The organism is Dyella sp. 01L423 (assembly GCF_056399945.1).
This window is the reverse complement of record NZ_JBFTSI010000001.1, coordinates 1,134,129-1,153,876: the sequence shown is the minus strand read 5'-3', so window position 1 is coordinate 1,153,876 and position 19,748 is coordinate 1,134,129. Positions and strand designations below refer to the sequence as shown.

General features: G+C 64.4%; 17 protein-coding genes. 9 read left to right on the top strand and 8 right to left on the bottom strand.

Going from position 1 to position 19,748, the window contains the following annotated elements:
• The first annotated feature begins 35 nt into the window (after positions 1-35).
• From AC1DMY_RS05260 to AC1DMY_RS05250, 3 genes are read left to right on the top strand one after another with little or no spacing between them, the layout of a single operon-like run.
• A complete protein-coding gene (locus AC1DMY_RS05260) occupies positions 36-452 on the top strand; it encodes a guanyl-specific ribonuclease (protein ID WP_477163936.1) in 417 nt (138 codons plus the stop codon).
• Positions 449-883: a barstar family protein gene (locus AC1DMY_RS05255; RefSeq protein ID WP_477163935.1), complete on the top strand. Its 435-nt coding sequence runs from the start codon at positions 449-451 to the stop codon at positions 881-883. Before AC1DMY_RS05260 ends, AC1DMY_RS05255 begins: the two co-directional genes overlap by 4 nt.
• Positions 884-897: 14 nt before the next feature.
• Positions 898-1,119 carry an RNA-binding S4 domain-containing protein gene (locus AC1DMY_RS05250; protein ID WP_441603426.1) on the top strand — a complete coding sequence of 74 codons (222 nt, stop codon included), beginning with the start codon at positions 898-900 and terminating at the stop codon, positions 1,117-1,119.
• Here AC1DMY_RS05250 and AC1DMY_RS05245 read toward each other — a convergent pair whose 3' ends face one another.
• A complete protein-coding gene (locus AC1DMY_RS05245; RefSeq protein ID WP_477163934.1) occupies positions 1,120-1,944 on the bottom strand; it encodes an arylamine N-acetyltransferase family protein in 825 nt (274 codons plus the stop codon).
• A 179-nt stretch (positions 1,945-2,123) separates the two neighbouring features.
• Between AC1DMY_RS05245 and msrA the strand changes: the two genes are divergently transcribed.
• The gene (msrA, locus tag AC1DMY_RS05240) at positions 2,124-2,831 is read left to right on the top strand and encodes a peptide-methionine (S)-S-oxide reductase MsrA (RefSeq protein WP_477163933.1); all 708 of its coding nucleotides are present in this window, start codon (positions 2,124-2,126) and stop codon (positions 2,829-2,831) included.
• A 169-nt stretch (positions 2,832-3,000) separates the two neighbouring features.
• On the opposite strand, the gene AC1DMY_RS05235 is transcribed toward msrA, so the two are convergent.
• The 5 genes from AC1DMY_RS05235 to hutU all read right to left on the bottom strand — a co-directional run bounded on the left by AC1DMY_RS05235 (position 3,001) and on the right by hutU (position 10,239).
• Complete coding sequence (locus tag AC1DMY_RS05235) at positions 3,001-5,751, bottom strand: putative bifunctional diguanylate cyclase/phosphodiesterase (protein ID WP_477163932.1); 2,751 nt, start codon at positions 5,749-5,751, stop codon at positions 3,001-3,003.
• Between the two features lie 71 nt (positions 5,752-5,822).
• Positions 5,823-6,596 carry a TenA family transcriptional regulator gene (locus tag AC1DMY_RS05230; RefSeq protein WP_477163931.1) on the bottom strand — a complete coding sequence of 258 codons (774 nt, stop codon included), beginning with the start codon at positions 6,594-6,596 and terminating at the stop codon, positions 5,823-5,825.
• 356 nt (positions 6,597-6,952) lie between these two features.
• A complete protein-coding gene (locus AC1DMY_RS05225) occupies positions 6,953-7,348 on the bottom strand; it encodes an MAPEG family protein (RefSeq protein WP_477163930.1) in 396 nt (131 codons plus the stop codon).
• Positions 7,349-7,412: 64 nt separating this feature from the next.
• A complete protein-coding gene (gene bla / locus AC1DMY_RS05220; RefSeq protein WP_477163929.1) occupies positions 7,413-8,435 on the bottom strand; it encodes a class A beta-lactamase in 1,023 nt (340 codons plus the stop codon).
• 133 nt (positions 8,436-8,568) lie between these two features.
• Positions 8,569-10,239 (bottom strand): urocanate hydratase, encoded by a 1,671-nt coding sequence (gene hutU / locus AC1DMY_RS05215; RefSeq protein WP_477163928.1) that lies wholly within the window; start codon positions 10,237-10,239, stop codon positions 8,569-8,571.
• Positions 10,240-10,394: 155 nt separating this feature from the next.
• Between hutU and AC1DMY_RS05210 the strand changes: the two genes are divergently transcribed.
• Complete coding sequence (locus tag AC1DMY_RS05210) at positions 10,395-10,934, top strand: YybH family protein (protein ID WP_477163927.1); 540 nt, start codon at positions 10,395-10,397, stop codon at positions 10,932-10,934.
• Positions 10,935-10,944: 10 nt separating this feature from the next.
• Here the strand turns inward: AC1DMY_RS05210 and AC1DMY_RS05205 are convergent, their stop codons facing one another.
• A complete protein-coding gene (locus tag AC1DMY_RS05205; protein ID WP_477163926.1) occupies positions 10,945-12,606 on the bottom strand; it encodes a tetratricopeptide repeat protein in 1,662 nt (553 codons plus the stop codon).
• Positions 12,607-12,750: 144 nt separating this feature from the next.
• Between AC1DMY_RS05205 and AC1DMY_RS05200 the strand changes: the two genes are divergently transcribed.
• The 3 genes from AC1DMY_RS05200 (at position 12,751) to AC1DMY_RS05190 (ending at position 16,459) form a co-directional block, all read left to right on the top strand.
• Complete coding sequence (locus tag AC1DMY_RS05200) at positions 12,751-14,241, top strand: DNA-3-methyladenine glycosylase 2 family protein (RefSeq protein ID WP_477163925.1); 1,491 nt, start codon at positions 12,751-12,753, stop codon at positions 14,239-14,241.
• Entirely contained in the window at positions 14,241-14,768 is a 528-nt protein-coding gene (locus AC1DMY_RS05195) for a methylated-DNA--[protein]-cysteine S-methyltransferase (RefSeq protein ID WP_477163924.1), read from the top strand. Before AC1DMY_RS05200 ends, AC1DMY_RS05195 begins: the two co-directional genes overlap by 1 nt.
• Positions 14,769-15,169: 401 nt before the next feature.
• The gene (locus AC1DMY_RS05190) at positions 15,170-16,459 is read left to right on the top strand and encodes an alkaline phosphatase family protein (RefSeq protein ID WP_477163923.1); all 1,290 of its coding nucleotides are present in this window, start codon (positions 15,170-15,172) and stop codon (positions 16,457-16,459) included.
• Between the two features lie 44 nt (positions 16,460-16,503).
• On the opposite strand, the gene AC1DMY_RS05185 is transcribed toward AC1DMY_RS05190, so the two are convergent.
• Positions 16,504-17,802 (bottom strand): MFS transporter, encoded by a 1,299-nt coding sequence (locus AC1DMY_RS05185; protein WP_477163922.1) that lies wholly within the window; start codon positions 17,800-17,802, stop codon positions 16,504-16,506.
• Positions 17,803-18,025: 223 nt separating this feature from the next.
• Between AC1DMY_RS05185 and AC1DMY_RS05180 the strand changes: the two genes are divergently transcribed.
• Entirely contained in the window at positions 18,026-19,738 is a 1,713-nt protein-coding gene (locus tag AC1DMY_RS05180; RefSeq protein ID WP_477163921.1) for a sensor domain-containing diguanylate cyclase, read from the top strand.
• Positions 19,739-19,748: the final 10 nt, after the last annotated feature.

Sequence of the window (19,748 nt, the reverse complement as noted above, 5' to 3'; positions counted from 1 at the left end):
TCTACACTCGCGCCACTCCGACCAGGCGTTTCGTCATGCGCGCACTCAAACCGTTGCTTCTGCTGGTCGTGCTGGCCGTGGCGGCACTGCTGTGGGGCCGTCATACCTCTGAGCCGGTGCCGCAAGGCAGCGTGGTGTCGCAAAACGCGACGGCGCCAAGCGCGCGCAGCGAGACGTTGCCAGCGTTCCTGCCACCGGAAGCAGCCGACATCCTGCGGCGTATCGCCAAAGGCGGCCCGTACGAGCATCGCCAGGACGGCGTGGTGTTCCAGAATCGCGAAGGACGCCTGCCAGCCAAGCCCGAGGGCTATTACCACGAGTACACGGTGGACACGCCGGGACTCGATTACCGCGGCGCGCGGCGCATCATCACCGGCGGCACGCCACCGCAGACCTACTACTACACCGACGACCACTACCGTACGTTTCGCCAGTTCGAGGGTTCCCGATGAGCGCGCAATTTGATCTCGATTTCGGCGATGCCGAAGACGGCGGCATCTTCTTCGTCACCAGCGAGGATCTGGAGCCCCTGGCCGAAGCGGCCGGCATGCAGGGCCTGCGCGTATGCCGCATCAGCCTGGCTGACTACACCGACCACGAGGCGCTGTTCGATCGCCTGACCCAGGCGATGCAGCTGCCCGCCGACTTTGGCCGCAACTGGGATGCGCTGGCCGACAGCATGCGCGATCTGTCCTGGCTCAAGGCCAGCGGCTATATCCTGCTGTTTGATCACGCCGAACAAATGCGCAGCCGCAACGAGGACGACTTCGACACCTTGCTGGATATTCTCGAGGAAGCGGTCGACTACTGGCAGGATGCCGGCGCCCCGTTTTTCGTGTTCTTCGCGCTGCCCGAAAGCGCTTTTGACGATACCGACGACTGAGTAAGCACATCACCATGCAAGACATCGATTTCGACCTGGACCGCGACTACGTGGAACTCAACCAGCTGCTGAAGCTGGTCGGCCTATGCGACAGCGGCGGCGCGGGCAAGGCCATCGTGGCGTCGGGCGTCGTCTACGTGGACGGCCAGCAGGAACTGCGCAAGACCTGCAAGATCCACGCGGGCCAGGTGGTGCAGCTGGAAGACTTCGTCATCCACGTGAACGCGCTGGACTGATCAAACCTCGGGCATCGGCAGCGCGGCAAGCCTAGCGTCCAGCAGCGGCGATGCGGGCAGGCGGATGCCGAACTGCTCCTCGATCACCCGCTTGGTCTCGTCCGTAGTCTGCAACGTGCGGCGTACCGACTCGTGGCCCAAGGCGTGCACTGCGAACTCACGGTTGCGCAGTGCAAGCCGGCGATCGGCCAGCGTGCGCGCCACAATGAGATTGTGCCGGAACAGCGACGAAGGGTAAGTCGAGGTGAAGTGGTTGCCGACCACATAATCGATCGCTTCCGCTGGCTGCAGGCGAAACCGATACAGCGTGCGCCATTGTTCGCTCACCCGAGCCTGCATGCGCCACTGCACGCCATCGGTGATGAGACGGAATGGCTCCAGTGAGGTGGGCTGCGCCTCATCGACCACCAGCCGCAGCGCGCCGCCCAGCGCCATGCTGCCAAAGCCCACATCGGCCAGCCAGCTCTCGCCCTCCACTTCCACCCGCAACAGCATGTGCGTTTGCGGGCTCTCGACATCCTCGGGCTGGTTCCACAGCACGCGGGCAATCAGCCCGGTGACGTCAAAGCCCACCGCCTTCAGCACCGCGGTGAACAGCGCATTCTGTTCGAAGCAGTAGCCGCCGCGTTGGCCGTTCACCAGTTTGGCTTCGATCGCCGCGAGCTCCAGCGACACCGGTGCGTCCAGCAAGGGATCGAGATTCTCGAACGGAATGGCCGCGATATGCGCCGTGGCGAGTGCACGCAGGGTCGCCACATCGGCCCGGGGCTCGCCGACAAACCCGATGCGTTGCAGGTAGCCCTCGAGATCGAGCTGGTGCGGCATGGCAGCGTCCACGGCGAAGAATGCCGCACGATAACACCGCCTTGGCGAGGCCTTCGCAACCCGCCGGGCGCAAGCTGTCAGGATGCAGGTAACCGGAAGCCACCCGGCGGCGAATAAGGAAGCAAGGCTCGCGTAACTTTGCGGGCATGCCGTCCCCCTCCTCGATGGAGTGTTCCTTCATGAGCATCCGCCGATTCAAGCTGTTTCCGGCCCTCGCGGGCCTATTTCTGATGGCAGGCCTCGGCGCCTGCACGCTGGCTGCTGCCGGCGACAACACCGTGATCCCCGATCCGGCGGTCGACGCCGCACCCGCCCAGGGTGACCAGGTCGCCGTCCTGGCCGGTGGCTGTTTCTGGGGCCTGCAGGCGGTGTTCGAGCACGTCAAAGGCGTGAAGAAAGTGTGGGCCGGTTACTCCGGCGGCGCCGCCAACACGGCCGACTACGATCGCGTGAGCGATGGCGACACCGGTCACGCCGAATCCGTGAAGATCGTCTACGACCCCAGCAAGGTCAGCTATGGCCAGTTGCTCAAGGTCTACTTCTCGGTAGCCACTGATCCCACCCAGCTCAATCGCCAGGGCCCGGATGTGGGCACGCAATATCGCTCGGCGATCTTCTACGGCAACGACGACCAAAAGCGCGTTGCCAACGCGTACATCGCGCAGTTGAGCGCCGCCCATGCCTATGCCGATCCCATCGTGACGCAGGTCGTGCCGCTGAAGGGTTTCTATGCCGCGGAGTCCTATCACCAGGACTATGCGAAGCGTCATCCCGATGAGCCGTATATCGTGTTCAACGATGCGCCGAAAGTCAGGCATCTGCAGCAGCAGTTTCCTGGGTTGTATGTGCCTGACCGGGGTGAAGTGGTCAGCGTGACGTTGCACTGAGGGTGGATGGCGATGTCAAAGATCTCGCCTGACTCCATTGGATGGATCCCGTCACGGTCACCTTCCCCCTCACCATGACGTGAGGGGTAGGTGGCGTTGGGCGATAGGTTGTACAAGCCCTTAAGACAACCCTGTTCCACTGCGGCGCCTGGCCGCCGTCAGCCGGCCCTCAACCCGCTTCGGGCGGTACCAGGCGCAGGTGGGAGTTGCCCTGGCGCCGTCCGGGGCTGAGCAACTGGGCGATCACCTCGGGCTCGACCGGACGCGAATACAGGAAGCCCTGCCCTTCGGTGCACCCCGCACGCAGCAGGAAGCGATGCTGTTCTTCGGTTTCGATGCCTTCGGCGATCGGGCTGATATCGAGGCGCCGACAGAGCGTCAGCATGGACTCGACGATCGCGCCATCGCTGACGTCATCCGGCAAGCCGGCGACGAAACTCTGGTCGATCTTCAGGTAATCGATGGCGCGCAGCTTCAGATAGCTCATCGACGAGTAGCCCGTGCCGAAATCGTCGATCGCCACGCCCACGCCCAGCGAGTGCAGCGCGTGCAGGGTCCGCTCCATCTCCTCGCCCAGGCGAAGAATCGCACCTTCGGTGATCTCCAGCATCAGCCGCTCGGGCGCCAGGCGGCGCGCCTCCAGCAGCATGCGGATCTCGTCGACGAAGTTGGCCTGCCCAAACCAGTTCGCCGATACATTCACCGCCATGCGCAGCGGCGGCAGGCCGGCCTTGTCCCACGCCGACATTTGCTCGCACGCGGCCTGCAGCACCCATTGATCGATGCGCCGGATCAAGCCGAGCTTCTCCGCCATAGGGATGAATTCGCCCGGCGCGATCAGCCCGCGCTGCGGGTGATACCAGCGCAACAGGGCCTCCACCGCCACGATGCGCCCGGTACGCATTTCCACGGTGGGCTGGTACATCAGGCGGAACTCGTTTTCCGACAGCGCCTTGCGCAGTTCCGAGGCCAGCGCGATACGTCGGCGTGCGTCGGCCTGCATGCGCGGCGAGTAGAAGCGGAACGCGTTGCGCTCCTCGGTCTTCGCCGCGTACATGGCGGCATCGGCATTGGTGATCAGGGTGGGCACATCGGTGCCGTCGAGCGGAAAGCAGGCAATGCCGATGCTGGCGCTGAGCGCGAGCTCGTAGTCGCCGACGGCAAACGGTGTCGACAGCACCGTGAGCAGACGACCCGCCAGCGCACTCGCCTGTTCGCGCGAGTGCAGATCCGACAGCAGCACGGTGAACTCATCGCCGCCAATACGCCCGGCCACGCCGCGATCGCCCAGCTCATAGACGATGCGCTCGGCCACCTTCACCAGCAGGTGATCGCCGATCGCATGGGTATAGCTGTCGTTGACCGCCTTGAACGCATCCAGGTCGATGAACACGACGGCCGCCATGCCACGCTCCCGCTCGGCAGTCGTCACCGCCTGCACGCAGCGACGCTCGAACTCGGCCCGGTTGGGCAGGCCGGTGAGCGTGTCGTGCGCGGCCATGTATTGCAGGCGCTGTTCGTTTGCCTTGGCGGTGCTGATGTTGTTGATCACCGCCACGTAATGCTGCACTTCGCCTTCCTGGTTGCGGATGGCGCTGATGCTGAGCAGCTCGGGGTAGCTGGTGCCATCCATGCGGCGGCTGCGCACCTCGCCGACCCAGTTGCCCTCGGCCTCGATCACATCCCACACCGAGTTGGGCAGCGGCGAGCCGTCGGCCAGGCAACGCAGATCGTCGAAGCGCAGCCCCTGCAGGGCCTGCACGGTGAAGCCGGTCATGCGGATATGCGCGGCATTCACTCGCGTCACCCGTCGATCCGCCTCGGCGATGATCACGCCCTCGGCGATGCTGGCCAGCGCCTCCGACGCGATGCGTCGCTGCTGCTCCAGGTTCACCCGTTCGGTGATATCGCGCAGGATCGATTGCCGCACGCTCTGCGAGCCCCAGTGGGTCACGCTGCTGCGCATCTCGACTGGGCGCATTTCGCCGTCCGCCATGCGCAGCTCGCCGGTGATGGCGCCATCGGCGCGATGCAGCAGCGGCGTAAAGAACGTGGACAGGGCCTCGCCAGTGAGCTTGTCCACATCGCGGCCGGTCCACTGCATGGCCGTGCGGTTGGCCTCCAGGATGCGGCCGCTTTCTTCGTCCACCATCAGGATGGCGTCGGCGGCGCTGTTGAACAGCATGCTGTAGCGCTCTTCGGTGCCGCGGATGCGCGAGAGGATGCGCTGGGCCATGCGCAGCCACAGCAAGGAGGCGATGCAGGCAGTGAGGAACACCGCCGCGAACAACACCTTGCCAAGCCAGATCGCGCCCTGCGCCACCTCCAGCGAGAAACCGTTGGTAAGCGGCTCCAGATCGTTGTTCAGCCCGTTGATGCGATCGAGCTGCCACTGCAGCCATGCCGGCTCGGGCTGGCCGCGCGCGTAGGCTTCGTTCAATTCCTTGGCCACGCCGTCAAGTTGGCCCAGCGGACCATCGGCGGCGCGCCAAAGCGACACGGCCTCGTGCATGTGCTGCACGTCGGTGCAGCAACGCAGCATGAAGATCATGCCGGGCTCGGCCTGCGGCAGGATCTTGCCGCGCTGGAAAGCCTCATGGATCAGCTTGCGGTCGTAGTGGCCCGAGGCGATGGCGTCGCGCGCCCAGCCATCGGACGACAATAATCCGTAGTTTCGGCGAAATGCCGCCAGCCGGGCGGCATCACCGGACTGGGCATAACCGAGCAGGTCCACCACCGCCTGCTTCTGCGCCTTGCTCCAGACACTCTCGCCGTTGAGGAAACCGGCGAGAGTGACCTGGACCTGGAGGGCTCCCCAGGTAAGCATGAGAATCAGGCCGATGACGGCCACCAGCCCATAGGCCAGTGGCCTCAAGCGCCGGGACAGCGGTCTTGGAGAGGTGCTACGGATCAAATCCATGGCGTCCTTTTACACGACCACTCCATAAAGCTACATCTCGTCCCGTCACGCTGTCGACGACGAGATCCCCGTTACGCCGCTTGCTCTGCCACTTCGTTCACCGCGTGCTGGACCAAACAACGCTCGAGACCGTAGTGCAGGCTCACGTAGCTACGCTCGATGCACTCGCGCAGATGCTCCACTTCCTCCTCTGCGGGCTGGCTGCCCATCAGGGTGCAAACGATCTCCAGCGCCTCCCACGGATGAGTATCGTCATAAGCGGCGTGTAGCTGAAGCCAACGCAGGGTGGACTTGCGACCGGCCGCCGGCAAGCTGTTGGCGTAGGCCACGCTGTCAAACACCTTCTGCGACCATTCGCCGGTGACGCCTTCAATGGCGTAGTTGGTGGCGGCAATGCCGGCGGCCAGCGTGTCGCGGGCGCAGACGTCGTGGCACCACTCCGCCGCTGTCTGCGTTCCGCGCGGGGGCATGCCGTCCAGCACCGCCTCGCGCGACACGCCCGAGCCCTCGGCCCAATCCAGCCAGTACTCGGCATGGTTCTGCTCCACTCGGATGTTGCGGACCAGCCAGCGTCGGGCCATGTTGTCGCCGGCACTGCGTCCATAACGCGTCTTGAGCAGGCTCAAGGCCATGAAGCCCGGGAAGCGCTCAATCAGCGACCAGGTGCCGACCATGAAGTTGCGCACGGTAGCCAAGTCGATACTACCTTCGCTCATCATGTCCCACATCACGTGGTCGCGGACGCTCCGGCGGGCGGGTTCGCAGGCTTCGATCATCTCGCGCGCCCATTTCGGGTAGCTCGACAGTTCGGTCAGCGAGCCGGTGCGTACAGTGTTGGTGTTCATGCAGTTTCTCCAGTCGTCAATCAAGGAAACCGCCGGACCCTGCCCGGCGGCCCGACACAAGCCGTGCCGGACCACCAGTGTGGTCACGCCTCGAATGGCTTGCGAACGTCGGTTCGCGAAGCAATCTGGCAAAACGTACGCAAGTAATTGACTAATAGAGAAAAAGCACAAATAAGCCAAGCGAACCCGGACGCCGCACCGGCGGAAAACTGACGTCAAAATTCCAGCGCAACGCCAAGCTTTTGACGTTTACGCCAAAGCACTGAGCTTTGCGCCCCGACAGACAAACGCGCATACCTGTGCCCCGCCGTGAGGTGGGCCAGGGCATCAAGCGGTGAACCGGGGTGCTTATTGCGTCAGTGCGAACCGAACGCGCCTGACAAGACCATCAGCAGGCCGACGATCGACACCGCCCAGACCAGGGTGCGCAGATAGGGAATGCCGGCTGCATAAATCGGCAGGTAGAGCACGCGCGCCCAGAAGTAGACCTGAGCACCAAGCGCGGTCGTACTGCTCGTGCACTGCCCCACCACGACCACCAGCACGGCGGCCGCGAAGAACGCGAAAGTCTCGAGGAAATTGCGGCTGGCGCGGCTGGCCCGATCGGCGGCGCCGGTCAGCGGAGCTTCGCCGGAACGGTTGCCTGCATTCCAGGCCATGCCTCGCTGCATGGTGGCGAGCGTGACTGCAAACACCACGTAGACCAGTCCCAGCACTATCGACCACGCCAACATCTTCAGTTCGACCGGCATGTCGCCACTCCTCGTTGGATGTGGCGACATCATGCGCCCGGGCGCGACCCTGCACCACCGGGCTCTAGGGGCGTGTGGAGGAAACCACGCTGCGCGCGATATCGGCAAACAAGGCGGCGCGCTGCTGATCGGTCGCCGAGGAGTCCATCAGGAACGCCGCCACCAGCACGGTGTGGCCATCGGGCCAGCGGATGATGCCGATATCGTTGAAGGCAGCCGTGCGCTTGCCCAGCGCCCCGGACGTGCCGGTCTTGTCGGCGAAATACAGGCCTGCCGGCAAGCCCGCGCGGAGACGGTTCGGGATGGTTTGCGCTTCCATCAGCCCGAGCAGGCGCTGGGTCGATACCGGCGACAGCAGCTCGCCGTGGACCAACTTTCCAAGGAACGCGATCGCCGCATCCGGCGTGCTGCGATTGCGAGGGTCGGCGAGAAAGGCCTGATAGCCCGACTGGTAACGCTGATCAGCGGCCGCGTCGCTTTCGTGCGCTGGCGGCTGTTCGCCCGGACGCAGGCCATGGAACACTTGTGCGATGCCTGCCTCGTCGACATCCACGCGCATGCCATCGATGCCGTGCTCGTGCAGGTACGTCGTCACCACGCCAGGACCACCGACGGTGCGTATCAAGGCGTTGACGGCCGTGTTGTCGCTCTCGCTCACCGCGGCCTTCAACAGCTGCTCGAGGGTGAAGCTCATGCGCTCGCCGTGGAAGTGCGCGCCGATGGAGGGTATGGCAGAGCCACCCATCACCTGCTCGCGTGTCACCATGACCTTCTGCTGCAGCGACAGCGAGCCATCGTCGATCCGAGACAGCACGGCCGCGGCCACCGGCGCCTTGAACACGCTCATCATCGGGAACGCACGGTCCGCATCGACGCCAGCCGTCATACCCGACTTCAAGTCGAGCACGGCCACACCCAGCGTGCCAGGACGTGCGCGTTGCGCAAAGGCATCCAACGCATGCTGAAGCGGCTCATTCGGCGAAGCTGCCGGCTGCGGACTGGCCGCGAGCGACACGCTTGAGGCAGCCGTGCATGCGATCGCAAACATCGCCGTGAACCATGCGCGGCGGGCAGTCGAAAATGTCATGGAGGATCCTTTCCGTATCGGGATGTCCGACCACTTTCGCAGCCAACGATGGCAATCTGCGGGCGATGAACTGGCCTTGCTCCGACACGATGCCAGCGGCGCCCTGCGCATCGCGCAAGGCGCCGACGGGTCGTCAGATCATCGGCAGGTTCAGGCCCTGCTCTTTCGCGCATTCGATGGCGATCTCGTAACCCGCATCCGCATGACGCATCACGCCCGTGCCCGGGTCGTTCCACAGCACGCGCGCAAGGCGCTGGTCAGCCGCTTCGCTGCCATCGCATACGATCACCACGCCCGAGTGCTGGGAATAACCCATACCCACGCCGCCGCCATGGTGCAGCGACACCCAGGTCGCGCCACCGGCCACGTTGAGCATGGCGTTGAGCAGCGGCCAATCGCTCACCGCGTCCGAACCATCGCGCATCGCTTCGGTTTCGCGATTGGGGCTGGCCACCGAACCCGAATCGAGATGATCGCGGCCGATCACCACCGGCGCTTTCAGTTCGCCATTGCGCACCATCTCGTTGAACGCAAGCCCCAGCTTGTGACGCACACCCAGACCCACCCAGCAGATGCGCGCCGGCAGGCCCTGGAAGTTGATGCGTTCCTTCGCCATGTCCAACCAGCGATGCAGGTGCGGATCATCGGGGATCAGCTCCTTCACTTTCTGATCGGTCTTGTAGATGTCTTCCGGATCGCCGGACAGCGCCACCCAGCGGAACGGGCCCACGCCGCGACAGAACAGCGGACGCACGAAGGCCGGCACGAAACCAGGGAACGCAAACGCGTCCGCGCAGCCTTCGTCCTTCGCCATCTGACGTATGTTGTTGCCGTAATCGAAGGTGGGCACGCCCTGCTGGTGGAAGGCGAGCATCGCTTCCACATGCGTCTTCATCGACTGCTTGGCTGCCTTGGCAGTGCCGCTCGGATCGCTCTTGCGGCGCTCGAACCACTGCTCGACGGTCCAACCCTGCGGCAGGTAGCCGTTGACCGGATCGTGCGCGCTGGTCTGGTCGGTGACGGCATCCGGACGCACGCCGCGTCGCACCAGCTCCAGCAGCACGTCGGCCGCGTTGCCGAGCAGCGCGATCGACTTTGCTTCGCCGGCCGCGGTGTACTTCGCGATGCGTGCGAGCGCATCGTCCAGATCCGTCGCCTGCTCGTCGACGTAGCGCGTCTTCAGGCGGAAATCGATGCGGCTCTGTTGGCATTCGATGTTGAGCGAGCTCGCACCGGCCAGCGATGCGGCCAGCGGTTGCGCACCGCCCATGCCGCCGAGACCGGCGGTGAGGATCCACTTACCCTTCAGGCTGCCACCGTAATGCTGGCGACCCATTTCCACGAAGGTCTCATAAGTGCCCTGCACGATGCCTTGCGAGCCGATATAGATCCACGAGCCGGCCGTCATCTGGCCGTACATCATCAAGCCCTTCTTATCGAGCTCGTTGAAATGCTCCCAGTTCGCCCACGCCGGCACCAGGTTGGAATTGGCGAGCAGCACGCGCGGTGCATCCGGATGGCTCGGAAACACGCCGACCGGCTTGCCGGACTGGATCAGCAGCGTCTCGTTGTCGTTGAGCTCGCGCAGGGCGCGCAGGATCGCATCGAAGCACTCCCAGTTGCGCGCCGCCCGCCCAATGCCGCCATAGACAACCAGTTCGGCCGGATTTTCCGCCACTTCCGGATCGAGGTTGTTCTGCAGCATGCGGAACGGCGCCTCGGTGAGCCAGCTTTTGCAGGTCAAGTCGGTGCCGCGCGGCGCGCGGATGGTGCGGGTCGTGTCGATGCGGGTGGGAGCGTTCATGGGAAGCGTCACAGCCAGGGGAAAGTGCCATTGTGACGAGGCTAGCCGGCGCCCGCAAACCGCATTGCGGCAAAGTCCCGCCCATCCACCTTTCGGCACTTTCGCACGGTGCAAGGCGAAATCATGCTTGCCGCACTCCCCCTGAGGTTGCGCCCATGCAGCGTTTCCTGATTCTGGCCCTGTTTGCCATGGCCGCCTCCGCTGGTCATGCGCAGGCTGCTGAAACATCGCGGTGCGCGGTGTGGCAAAGAGAACTGTCGTTCGCGGCGTCGGTGGATCGTCACGACGAGAAGGCATTCGCCGAGCACATCGACAGCGATGCCGTTTTCGCGGCGAACACGGCCCACCCGCAGCGCGGTCGGGCGGCGATCGCCAAGCAGTGGAAGACGCTGCTCGAAGGCAAGAGCATGCGCGTGCGCTGGTATCCCGCATGGGTGGTACAAGCAGGCGATCCTTCGATCGTGCTGTCGAGCGGACCAGCCCTGCTTGAAAACCTGGCGCCGAACGCTAATCCACGCTACACGCTCATCGCGTTCAGCACGGTATGGCATCGCGGCAACGACGGCGTGTGGCGCGTGATGTACGACGGCGGCGACGAAGGTCGCACTGCGAGCGCCCAGGACGTCGCGAATTTCGAGTCAGGGCGCCGCGCCGAGTGCGCGCCCGATCTCGTGTCGCTTGCTATCGTTCACTGAAGGCCACGCGTCATTGCAATGACGCGTGGCGCGGCGATGGCGCCGATTTTGCGGAAGCCTTGGCGGCGCCGTCTTGCAGTGCCTGCTCCGCCCTCATTCGCAACAGCGAGCGATGCATCTCCGGCGTGGTGTCGAAGTGGGCGGCGAAATAGTCCGCAGTCTCCTTCAAGCCCTTCCTTGGTTGCCGTATCTGGATCTCGGCGCGCAACCACCAACCGTAAGGCTCGCCGGGCGTTGCCTGCACGAGGCGCTCGTCCAGCGCCCAGGCCTTGTCCCAGTCGTGCATCTGGTTCATATAGAGATTTGCAAGCGCGGCAACCGCCTGCCGGTGGTTTGGCGACAAGGCGAGGGTAGCCAGATAGTCCTGCTCGGCATGCGGATAGTCGTTCAGCATCTCGTAGGCGTTGCCGCGCGCAACGACATAATCGGCGTTGCCAGGTTCCTCATGCATCAACTGGCTCGCTTCCGCCACGGCCCATGCCGACTCATCGAACTCGTTGAGGTTGTATGCCCGCTGTGCCCGAGCCTTGAGGTCCTCGGGATAGAAACGCAAATCCTCGGAGTAGTAAACCGTCGACAGTTCCAGGTGGTTGCATGATTCGGCGGACTCGGCAGCGGTGGACAACTGCGAGGCGACGGCGACCTGGTCGAACACGAGACTGAACTGTTCGAAGCGGCCCGGTACGTTGCAGTCATCGCCGTCAAGGTCCACGTCTTCGGCGACGGCCTTTTCCGGAAGCAGCAAGAGCATGGGATTGACAGACGCGTGCGCCACCGCGGCCTGACCGTTCTGCTTCATTTGCTGGATCGAACCGCCCCATTTCGGCTGCATGGCCCGCATCAGCTCATTGTAGATTGCAAAATTTGCCGGGTCGGTGCGCAAACCCGCATCGGCGGCGCGCCTTACATAGTCCGTGCCCAGGCTGAGCTGTCCTGCATCGATCATGGCGACGTAGGCAGGCGTCACGTGGGGATCGAGTGCCACTGCATGGCGCAGGTCCGCATCGGCAAGCGCCAGCAAGCGATCCATCGCCTCGACATTACTGCGCGGCGTGTCCTGCATGTATTTCGTTCCGCGCGCATGCCATGCCATGGCGACATAGGAGACGCCACTGGCGGTGTATGCAAACGCGCTGCGCGGCGAGGCCTGCTTCCAATGATCCAGCAAGGGACGCAGATCCAAATCGCTACGGTTGAACCATGTTTCAAACGCGTGATCCATCACGCCTGCGACGTCAGGCTTGTGCAGCTTGTCGTCGAGCATGCCTGCCATGCGCCGGTCGAGCTCAGCGTACTGGCCCTGCTCGAGCAGTCCGCGCACTTGTTCGAACGACATCGACGGATAGGTTCGATAGTGGCAATACGCCGCGACGGCGGCGGGCGACCAATGGCTGCCGGGCGGATCCGGATACGCGAGACAGCGCTGCAGCGGATCCTTGATGGCTTCGGCCCGTTTTGCCGCGGCGAGGAAGCTGTAGACGCTGTTGCGGTCGAACAAATGCGCCTTGGCGCCGTTCGGCAGAGCGACCGTTGGCGGCGCCTTGGGCGCCGGCCGATTGAGGCGAGCGATCATCGCATGCTGCCAGCTCGCGCCCAATGCCCAGAAACCGCCACCGACGGCCAAACCGAGTCCGGCCGCCGCGGCGAGCCACCACTTGTTTCCGACGTTCATTCCCTGGCCCCCCAGTGATTGCGCAGAACCCTAGCATCGACGCCGATGTTCGCCAATCACGAGGCAGCCGCGCAGGCTGAACCGGCTGATATTGATGTCCGAAAACGGCCAGTTCGAAGCCAACCCCGGTGCTAATCTCGCCGCATGGCTACCCAAACCGCCCCGTTGCCCGACGACCGCACCTGCGAGCAGGCCCGCCTCAGCCGCGACGCGCGCTTCGACGGACTGTTCTTCACCGCGGTCACCAGCACGCGCATCTACTGCCGCCCGGTGTGCCCTGCCCCATCGCCGAAACCGCAGAACGTGCGCTATTACGCGAGCGCCGCGGCGGCGGAAGCGGCCGGCTTTCGGCCGTGCCTGCGTTGCCGGCCTGAACTGTCGCCCGGCAACGATGCGTGGCAACGCGGCGACCATGTGATCGCGCGCACGCTGAAATTGATGGACAGCGGCGCGTTCGACGAATTATCCGTGGACGCGATGGCCGAACGCGTCGGCGTCGGCGCGCGGCAGTTGCGCCGGTTGTTTGTGGAACGTCTTGGAGCGCCGCCGATCAGCGTGCATACGACGCGACGTTTATTGTTCGCGAAGCAGTTGCTCACCGAAACGACGATGCCCGTTACGGAAGTCGCGCTCGCGTCCGGCTTCGGCAGCCTGCGCCGCTTCAACGCGGCGTTCCTCCAAGCGAACCGCATGGCGCCACGCGACCTGCGTCGCCACCCGGGCGTCGCGACCGGCGATGCGATCTCGCTGCGGCTCGCGTATCGGCCGCCTTACGATTTCGAGGCGATCCTCGCGTTCCTGCGCGGACGCGCGCTGCCCGGCGTCGAGCATGTGGACGATCACAGCTACGCGCGTGTATTTGGCACGCCGGATGCGCCGGGCTGGCTGCGATTGAGCGCATGGCCCGGCCACGATCACGCGCTGCGGCTGGAACTGCATTGCCCGCAACCGGCGCAGATGCTCGGCGTGGTGAACAAGCTACGTCGCATGTTCGACCTGGATGCGAGCCCGCAATCGATCAGTGATGCGCTAAAGGAAAGCCCGGTGCTGCGACCGCTGTTGCGCAAGCGTCCCGGTCTGCGCCTGCCCGGCGGCTGGGACGGCTTCGAAATCGCGGTGCGCGCGATCCTAGGCCAACAAGTCAGCGTGGCGGCGGCACGTACCTTGGCGACGCGCATCGTGCAGCATTTCGGTACGCCCGTCGTGTCGCCAGTGGCCGAACTGCAGCGCCTGTTTCCCGGTCCGGAGCTGCTGGTCGAAGCGGATCTTCGCTCGATCGGTCTCACCACCGCCCGCGCGGCGACCGTGCGCGGCGTTGCCCAGGCGCTGCTGGACGGGCGCATCGATTTTCGCAGCGAGCAACCGCTGGACGAATTCGTGGAGCGCTGGGTCGCCTTGCCGGGCATCGGCGAATGGACGGCACACTACATGGCGATGCGTGCGCTCAGCCACCCGGATGCGTTCCCCGCGGCAGACCTCATTCTTCGTCGCGCTGCCGCCGGGGACGGTCCCGAGCTGTCGACGAAGGCGTTGACGGCACTCGCCGAAGGCTGGCGACCGTGGCGCGCGTACTCCGTCATGCATCTGTGGCGCAGCGCCAGCGACGCCGCCGCATCGAGCAAGAAGGTGGCCTGATGAGCGACCTCATCTTTCACGACGAGATGGACACACCGATCGGCCTGCTGCGCTTGGTCGCTGACGAAGCGGGCTTGCGCGAAATCTGGTTTTCCACTGGCCGCCACCAGCGCGAGCCACACCCGGCATGGATACGTGCACACGAGCCTCTCGCGCAGGCAAGGCAGCAACTCGACGAATACTTCGCCGGTGTCCGCCAGCAATTCGATCTAAGACTGCACCCACTCGGCACGCCATTCCAACAGGAAGTGTGGTGGGAGCTGGCGCGCATTCCTTACGGCGCGACCATCAGCTACGGCGAACTCGCGCGTCGCATCAAGCATCCTCAGGCCGTGCGTGCCGTGGGCGCCGCGAACGGACGCAATCCGCTGCCGATCGTGCTGCCATGCCATCGGGTGATCGGTGCGAATGGCAGTCTCACGGGGTTCGGCGGAGGACTGCCGACGAAGCAGTTTCTGTTGTCGATGGAAAGCCGCATTGCCGAGGGCGACCTGTTCGGCGCCCAGCTTCACCTCGCCGCGCACTAGGCGCAGCGACACCCGATCGATCAGCGTTCGTTCGCCGCCGGCGGTGGCGTCAACGCGTTCTGGTAGGAATCGAGTTGATGCGGCCGGTGCGATAGATGATACGTATCCGTCGTTGACGGCACCGGCGTCGGCTTGGTTTTGCTGGCCTTAGGCATGGGTGTCGCGTTCGCATCAACATGCGATGTTTTCGCATTCGCCTGCGATGCCGGCTTGCGCGCCGTCGCTGCCGCTGGCGCCGCTATGGTGGAGGCGCTCGCAGGTGCACCACCCATTTCCGGATGCGCCGCTGCCACACCAGGCCATAACGGGCAAGTGACGAAAGTTGCGCAAAGAAAAAGACGTGTAATGGTCATACGCCTGGGCGATCATACGGACTTTGTACCCATGATAAGTCCTTGCGCATGAAGATCCTGTTTCGCCCGCTGCTCTGTTCGCTAGTCGCGCTCGGAACAGCTTGTGCCACGCCTCACCCGCAACCGGTTTCCACGCCCGCGCCGCAAGCTGCCGCCATAGCGAAGCCCGCCCCTGCACCTGTACCGCTGCTGCTGATCTCGATCGACGGCTATCGCACCGATTACATCGAACGCGGACTCAGCCCCACGCTCGCATCGCTGGCCAAGCAAGGCGTGCGCGCCGCCAGCGGCATGCAGCCGTCGTTCCCCTCGCTGACATTTCCCAATCACTACACCATCGTCACCGGCCTGCGTCCGGACCACCACGGCATCGTCAACAACACGATGACCGACCCGGCGCTTGGCAAATTTTCGCTGAGCAATCGCGAAGCCGTGAGCAATGGCCAATGGTGGGCGCAAGGCACGCCGCTGTGGGAAACCGCGCAGCAGCACGGCATGAAGACGGCCACCATGTTCTGGCCGGGTTCGGAAGCGGATATCCACGGCGCGCACCCGAATCTCTGGAAACCGTACGACGGCGACGTCACACCCGACCAGCGCGTGGATCAGGTACTGGCCTGGCTGGATCTCCCCGCCGGCGAGCGCCCGACCTTCCTTACGTTGTACTTCGATGAAGTCGACCATGCCGGCCACCATTCCGGACCCGATTCGCCGCAGGTCAACGAAGCGATCGCGCATACCGATGCGGCGCTGGATCGACTTGTCAAAGGCCTGCAGCAACGCGGCCTGCTCGATCGCATCAACCTGATCATCGTGGCCGACCATGGCATGGCGAGTTCGCCGAAGGCCAACGTCGTGGTGATCGACAAATTCATTCCGCTCAAGCAGGTGGAGCTGGTGAGCGTGGGCGTGCTGGCCGGCTTCAACCCCAAGCCGGGCTTCGACTTCGCCAAGATCGAAGCCAAAATGGAGCAGCCCCAGCAGCATATGACGTGCTGGGACAAGACGCGCGTACCCGAGCGACTCGCCTATGGCAGCAATCCGCGCGTACCGCAGCTGCTATGCCTCGCCGATGTCGGCTGGCGCATCTCGACGCGTGAGTACCTGGCGAAGAAGAAAGAGCCGATGCGCGGCGACCACGGTTACGACAACGCCGCGCCGCAGATGCAAGCGCTGTTCGTGGCGCACGGACCGGCTTTCCGCGCAGGCGCCGAGGTTCCATCGTTTCCGAACGTGGACGTCTATCCGCTGATGACCCATCTGCTCGACCTGCCGGCCGCCGCCAACGATGGCGACTACGACGCGGTGAAGGGCATGCTGAAGCCGGACGCGCAGTAAGCTGCGACTCGCACTGCGGGAGCGTGCAACGCGCTTCCGCAGCCTTACTGCGGAATCGGCGGCTCTGTTTCCGGGCTGGATGGGCTGACCAGCGGCGGCAGTCGATACAGACGCCACGCAATCAATAGTCCGGCGACGACCAGCGCGCCGACAAACACAGCCACCCCATTCCAACCGTGTGACGCGTAGAACAGGCCGCCACTGGCGCCTGCCAGACTGGAACCCATGTAATAGGAAAACAGATAAAGCGACGACGCCTGCGCCTTGTTGTCGCCGGCGCGGCGACCCACCCAGCTGCTGGCGATGGAATGGCCACCGAAGAAGCCGAACGTCACCGCGACGATGCCAAGCACGATCAGCCATAGTGGCTGGGTGGCCGTGAGTGCCAGGCCCACGAGCATCAGTGCGAACGCCGTCCACAACACCTTGCGTCGCCCGAGCTTGCCGGCGAGATGTCCCATCCAGGCCGAACTGAACGTGCCGATCAGGTACACGCTGAAGATGGCGCCCACCACGGCCTGATTGAGCCCATACGGCGGCGCCAGCAAGCGATAGCCGATGTAGTTGTACAGCGTGACAAACGCGCCCAGCAGCAGGAAGCCTTCGGCGTACAGCCACGGCAGGCCAGCGTCGCGAAACGTCGAGGCGAAGCGTCCCATCAGCGCCCCCACATGAAAGGGCCGGTGCACGTGATGGCGGGACGGCGGCAGACTTCGCCAGAACACGATGCCGGCGATCAGCCCGATCACGCCCACCGTAGCCACACCCACGCGCCATCCGAAAAACTCGGCCAGTACGCCGGCCACCAGGCGTCCGCCCATGCCTCCGATGGCATTGCCGCTGATGTACAGGCCCATGCCCAGGCCGATGGAGTCGGTGTGCATTTCCTCGCCGAGATACGTCATCGCCACCGCGGGCAGCCCGCTCAGCGTCAATCCCAACAGCGCGCGCAGGATCAGCAGCATGTGCCAGTCGGGCACCAACGCGGTAAGGACCACCAGCACGGAGGAAGACAGCAGCGACGCCGTCATGATCGTCTTGCGCCCCCAGGCATCGGACAGGCCGCCGGCAAACAACATGGCGAACGCCAGCACGCCGGTAGTCAGCGAAAGCGAGAGCGCCGCGGCCGCTGCGCTGACCCCATAGTCCTTGCTGAACTCGGGCATCAGCGGCTGGGTGCAGTACAGCAGGCCGAACGTGGCCAGACCGGCGGCGAACAGCGCCAGATTGGTCCGTCGAAACGCCGGTGTGCCGTGGCGGATGAAATCGTGCGACTCAAGTTCGCCAGCCCCAGGCCGATGTTCTGCCTGAGAGACCGGTTTCACGCCTTCCCGCCTTGCCATGCCACCACCGCCAAAAATTGCCGAGGTGATAAGCATAAGACTTGCCGTGATCGTGTTCGACCGCCGCTCTTGGCTGTCCCGGAGCGTCAAGACCTCGCCGCCGGGGCCGGCCAAAAAGTCCATATCGCGCGTGGAACGTGATACATAAAGACGCCGGGGCAGCTGTCCGAAGGAAGGACCCGCCCCGCACGCCGGTAACAGGGGACCGGCAGCAAGGGGGGATATGTCGATACGCGAGCCCATCGTGGTGTTATTCACCTGGATGTGCGCCATGTGCTTTGCACTGGCTGCACAGGCGACGCCTGCGCGATCCGCTGTCCCGACCCTGCAGGTAGCCTCGTTGGCGCCGCTCAAGCCTGCGCCAACGCCGGCGCAGGTCATCCATGGCGGCATGGACGACCGTTTCCTGCCCAGTCGCTCGACCCATACGCCCAATGCGGTGGAGACGCAGCGCTGGTATCGCCTGACCATCGACCGCGACTGGCATGAGGCAAGTTCGCCCGTGCTCAACTTCACCGGCGCTACCTATATACGCATCAACGTGTATGCGCCGCCGGACTATCAACCGCACGAACTATGGTTCGCCCAGACCGATCAGCTGGCGCGTTACTCGCGTCATCACCTGGCGCTGGAATTGCCGCATGACTTGCGCGCCGGCCAGCCGATCTATGTGCAGATCGCCGCCGACAACTTCACCCGGCAGATCCGCGCCGACATCACCGACATGGCCACGTACCAGGCGCAGGATCTGACCCACGTTCGCCTGACCACGCTGTTCTCCAGCGTGCAGTTCACCATGATTCTGGCGGCGCTATGCCTGTGGCTGGTGTTGCGCGATCGCGTGCTGCTGTATTTCATCGGCTACACCGGTTGCCAACTGATGAATCAGCTGCTGATGAGCGGCGAAATGTACGAACTGCCCGGCGGTTCGCTGCTGGTGCCGCTGGGTACGCACGCGCCATGGCTGTTCGTGGCGCTCAGTGCACCGCTGCTGTTCTCGTTCATCCTGGAATTCTGCGAGCTGCGCCAGATCACGCCGCGCCCTGCGCGCGCGCTGGGCCATATGCGCTGGCCCTATCTACTGATCGCCACCCTGCTGTGTTTCCCGTTCGCCGAACGCATGCACCTGCTGGCCAGCGCGTACAACCTGTGGTTCATCGTCACCTCGTTGTGGGCCTTGGGCACGATTGTGCTCGCGGCCTCGCGGCATGGGCGGCAGGCCCGTTTTTTCCTGGTGGCGTGGTTGCCCCAAGTGCTGCTGACCGTAGTGCGACTGGGCCAGATATTGCTGTCGCTGGACCAGCCTCGCTGGCTGGAATATGGCCTGCCGTTCGCCACCGCGTTCTGCAGCATCGTGGTCACTATCGGCTTGGCCGACCTGTCCTTGCGTGCGCGCCGCGAACGCGACGTGGCGCATCACCTGGCCGACCACGACGCACTCACCGGCCTGCTCAACCGGCGAGCTCTGGTGACGCGGCTGCATGAGGCAGTCACTCAGGCGAGACCGCAGCACCAGCCGCTCGCGCTGATCTTCCTGGACTTGGATCACTTCAAATCGGTGAACGATCGCTACGGGCACCAAACCGGCGATGCCTGCCTGCGCGCGGTCGCCGCCGCGATCGCCGATGAATTGCGCCCATTGGACAGCCTGGGTCGCTACGGCGGCGAAGAATTCGTGGCCTTGCTGCCGGCCACCACGCACGAGCAGGCCATGGCGGTGGGCGAGCGCATTCGCCGCAGCATCGAATCGCTGCATGTGCATGCGCGCGGCAACTCGCTGCAGACCACCATCAGCATGGGTGTGGCCAGCCTTACCGGTCCCGCCGATACGGCCGACGATCTGATCGCCCGCGCGGATGCGGCGCTGTACCGCGCCAAAACCCTGGGCCGCAACTGCGTAGTCGCGCACTCGCCGTTGACGGCCGTGGCGGGATGATTCGCCCGCT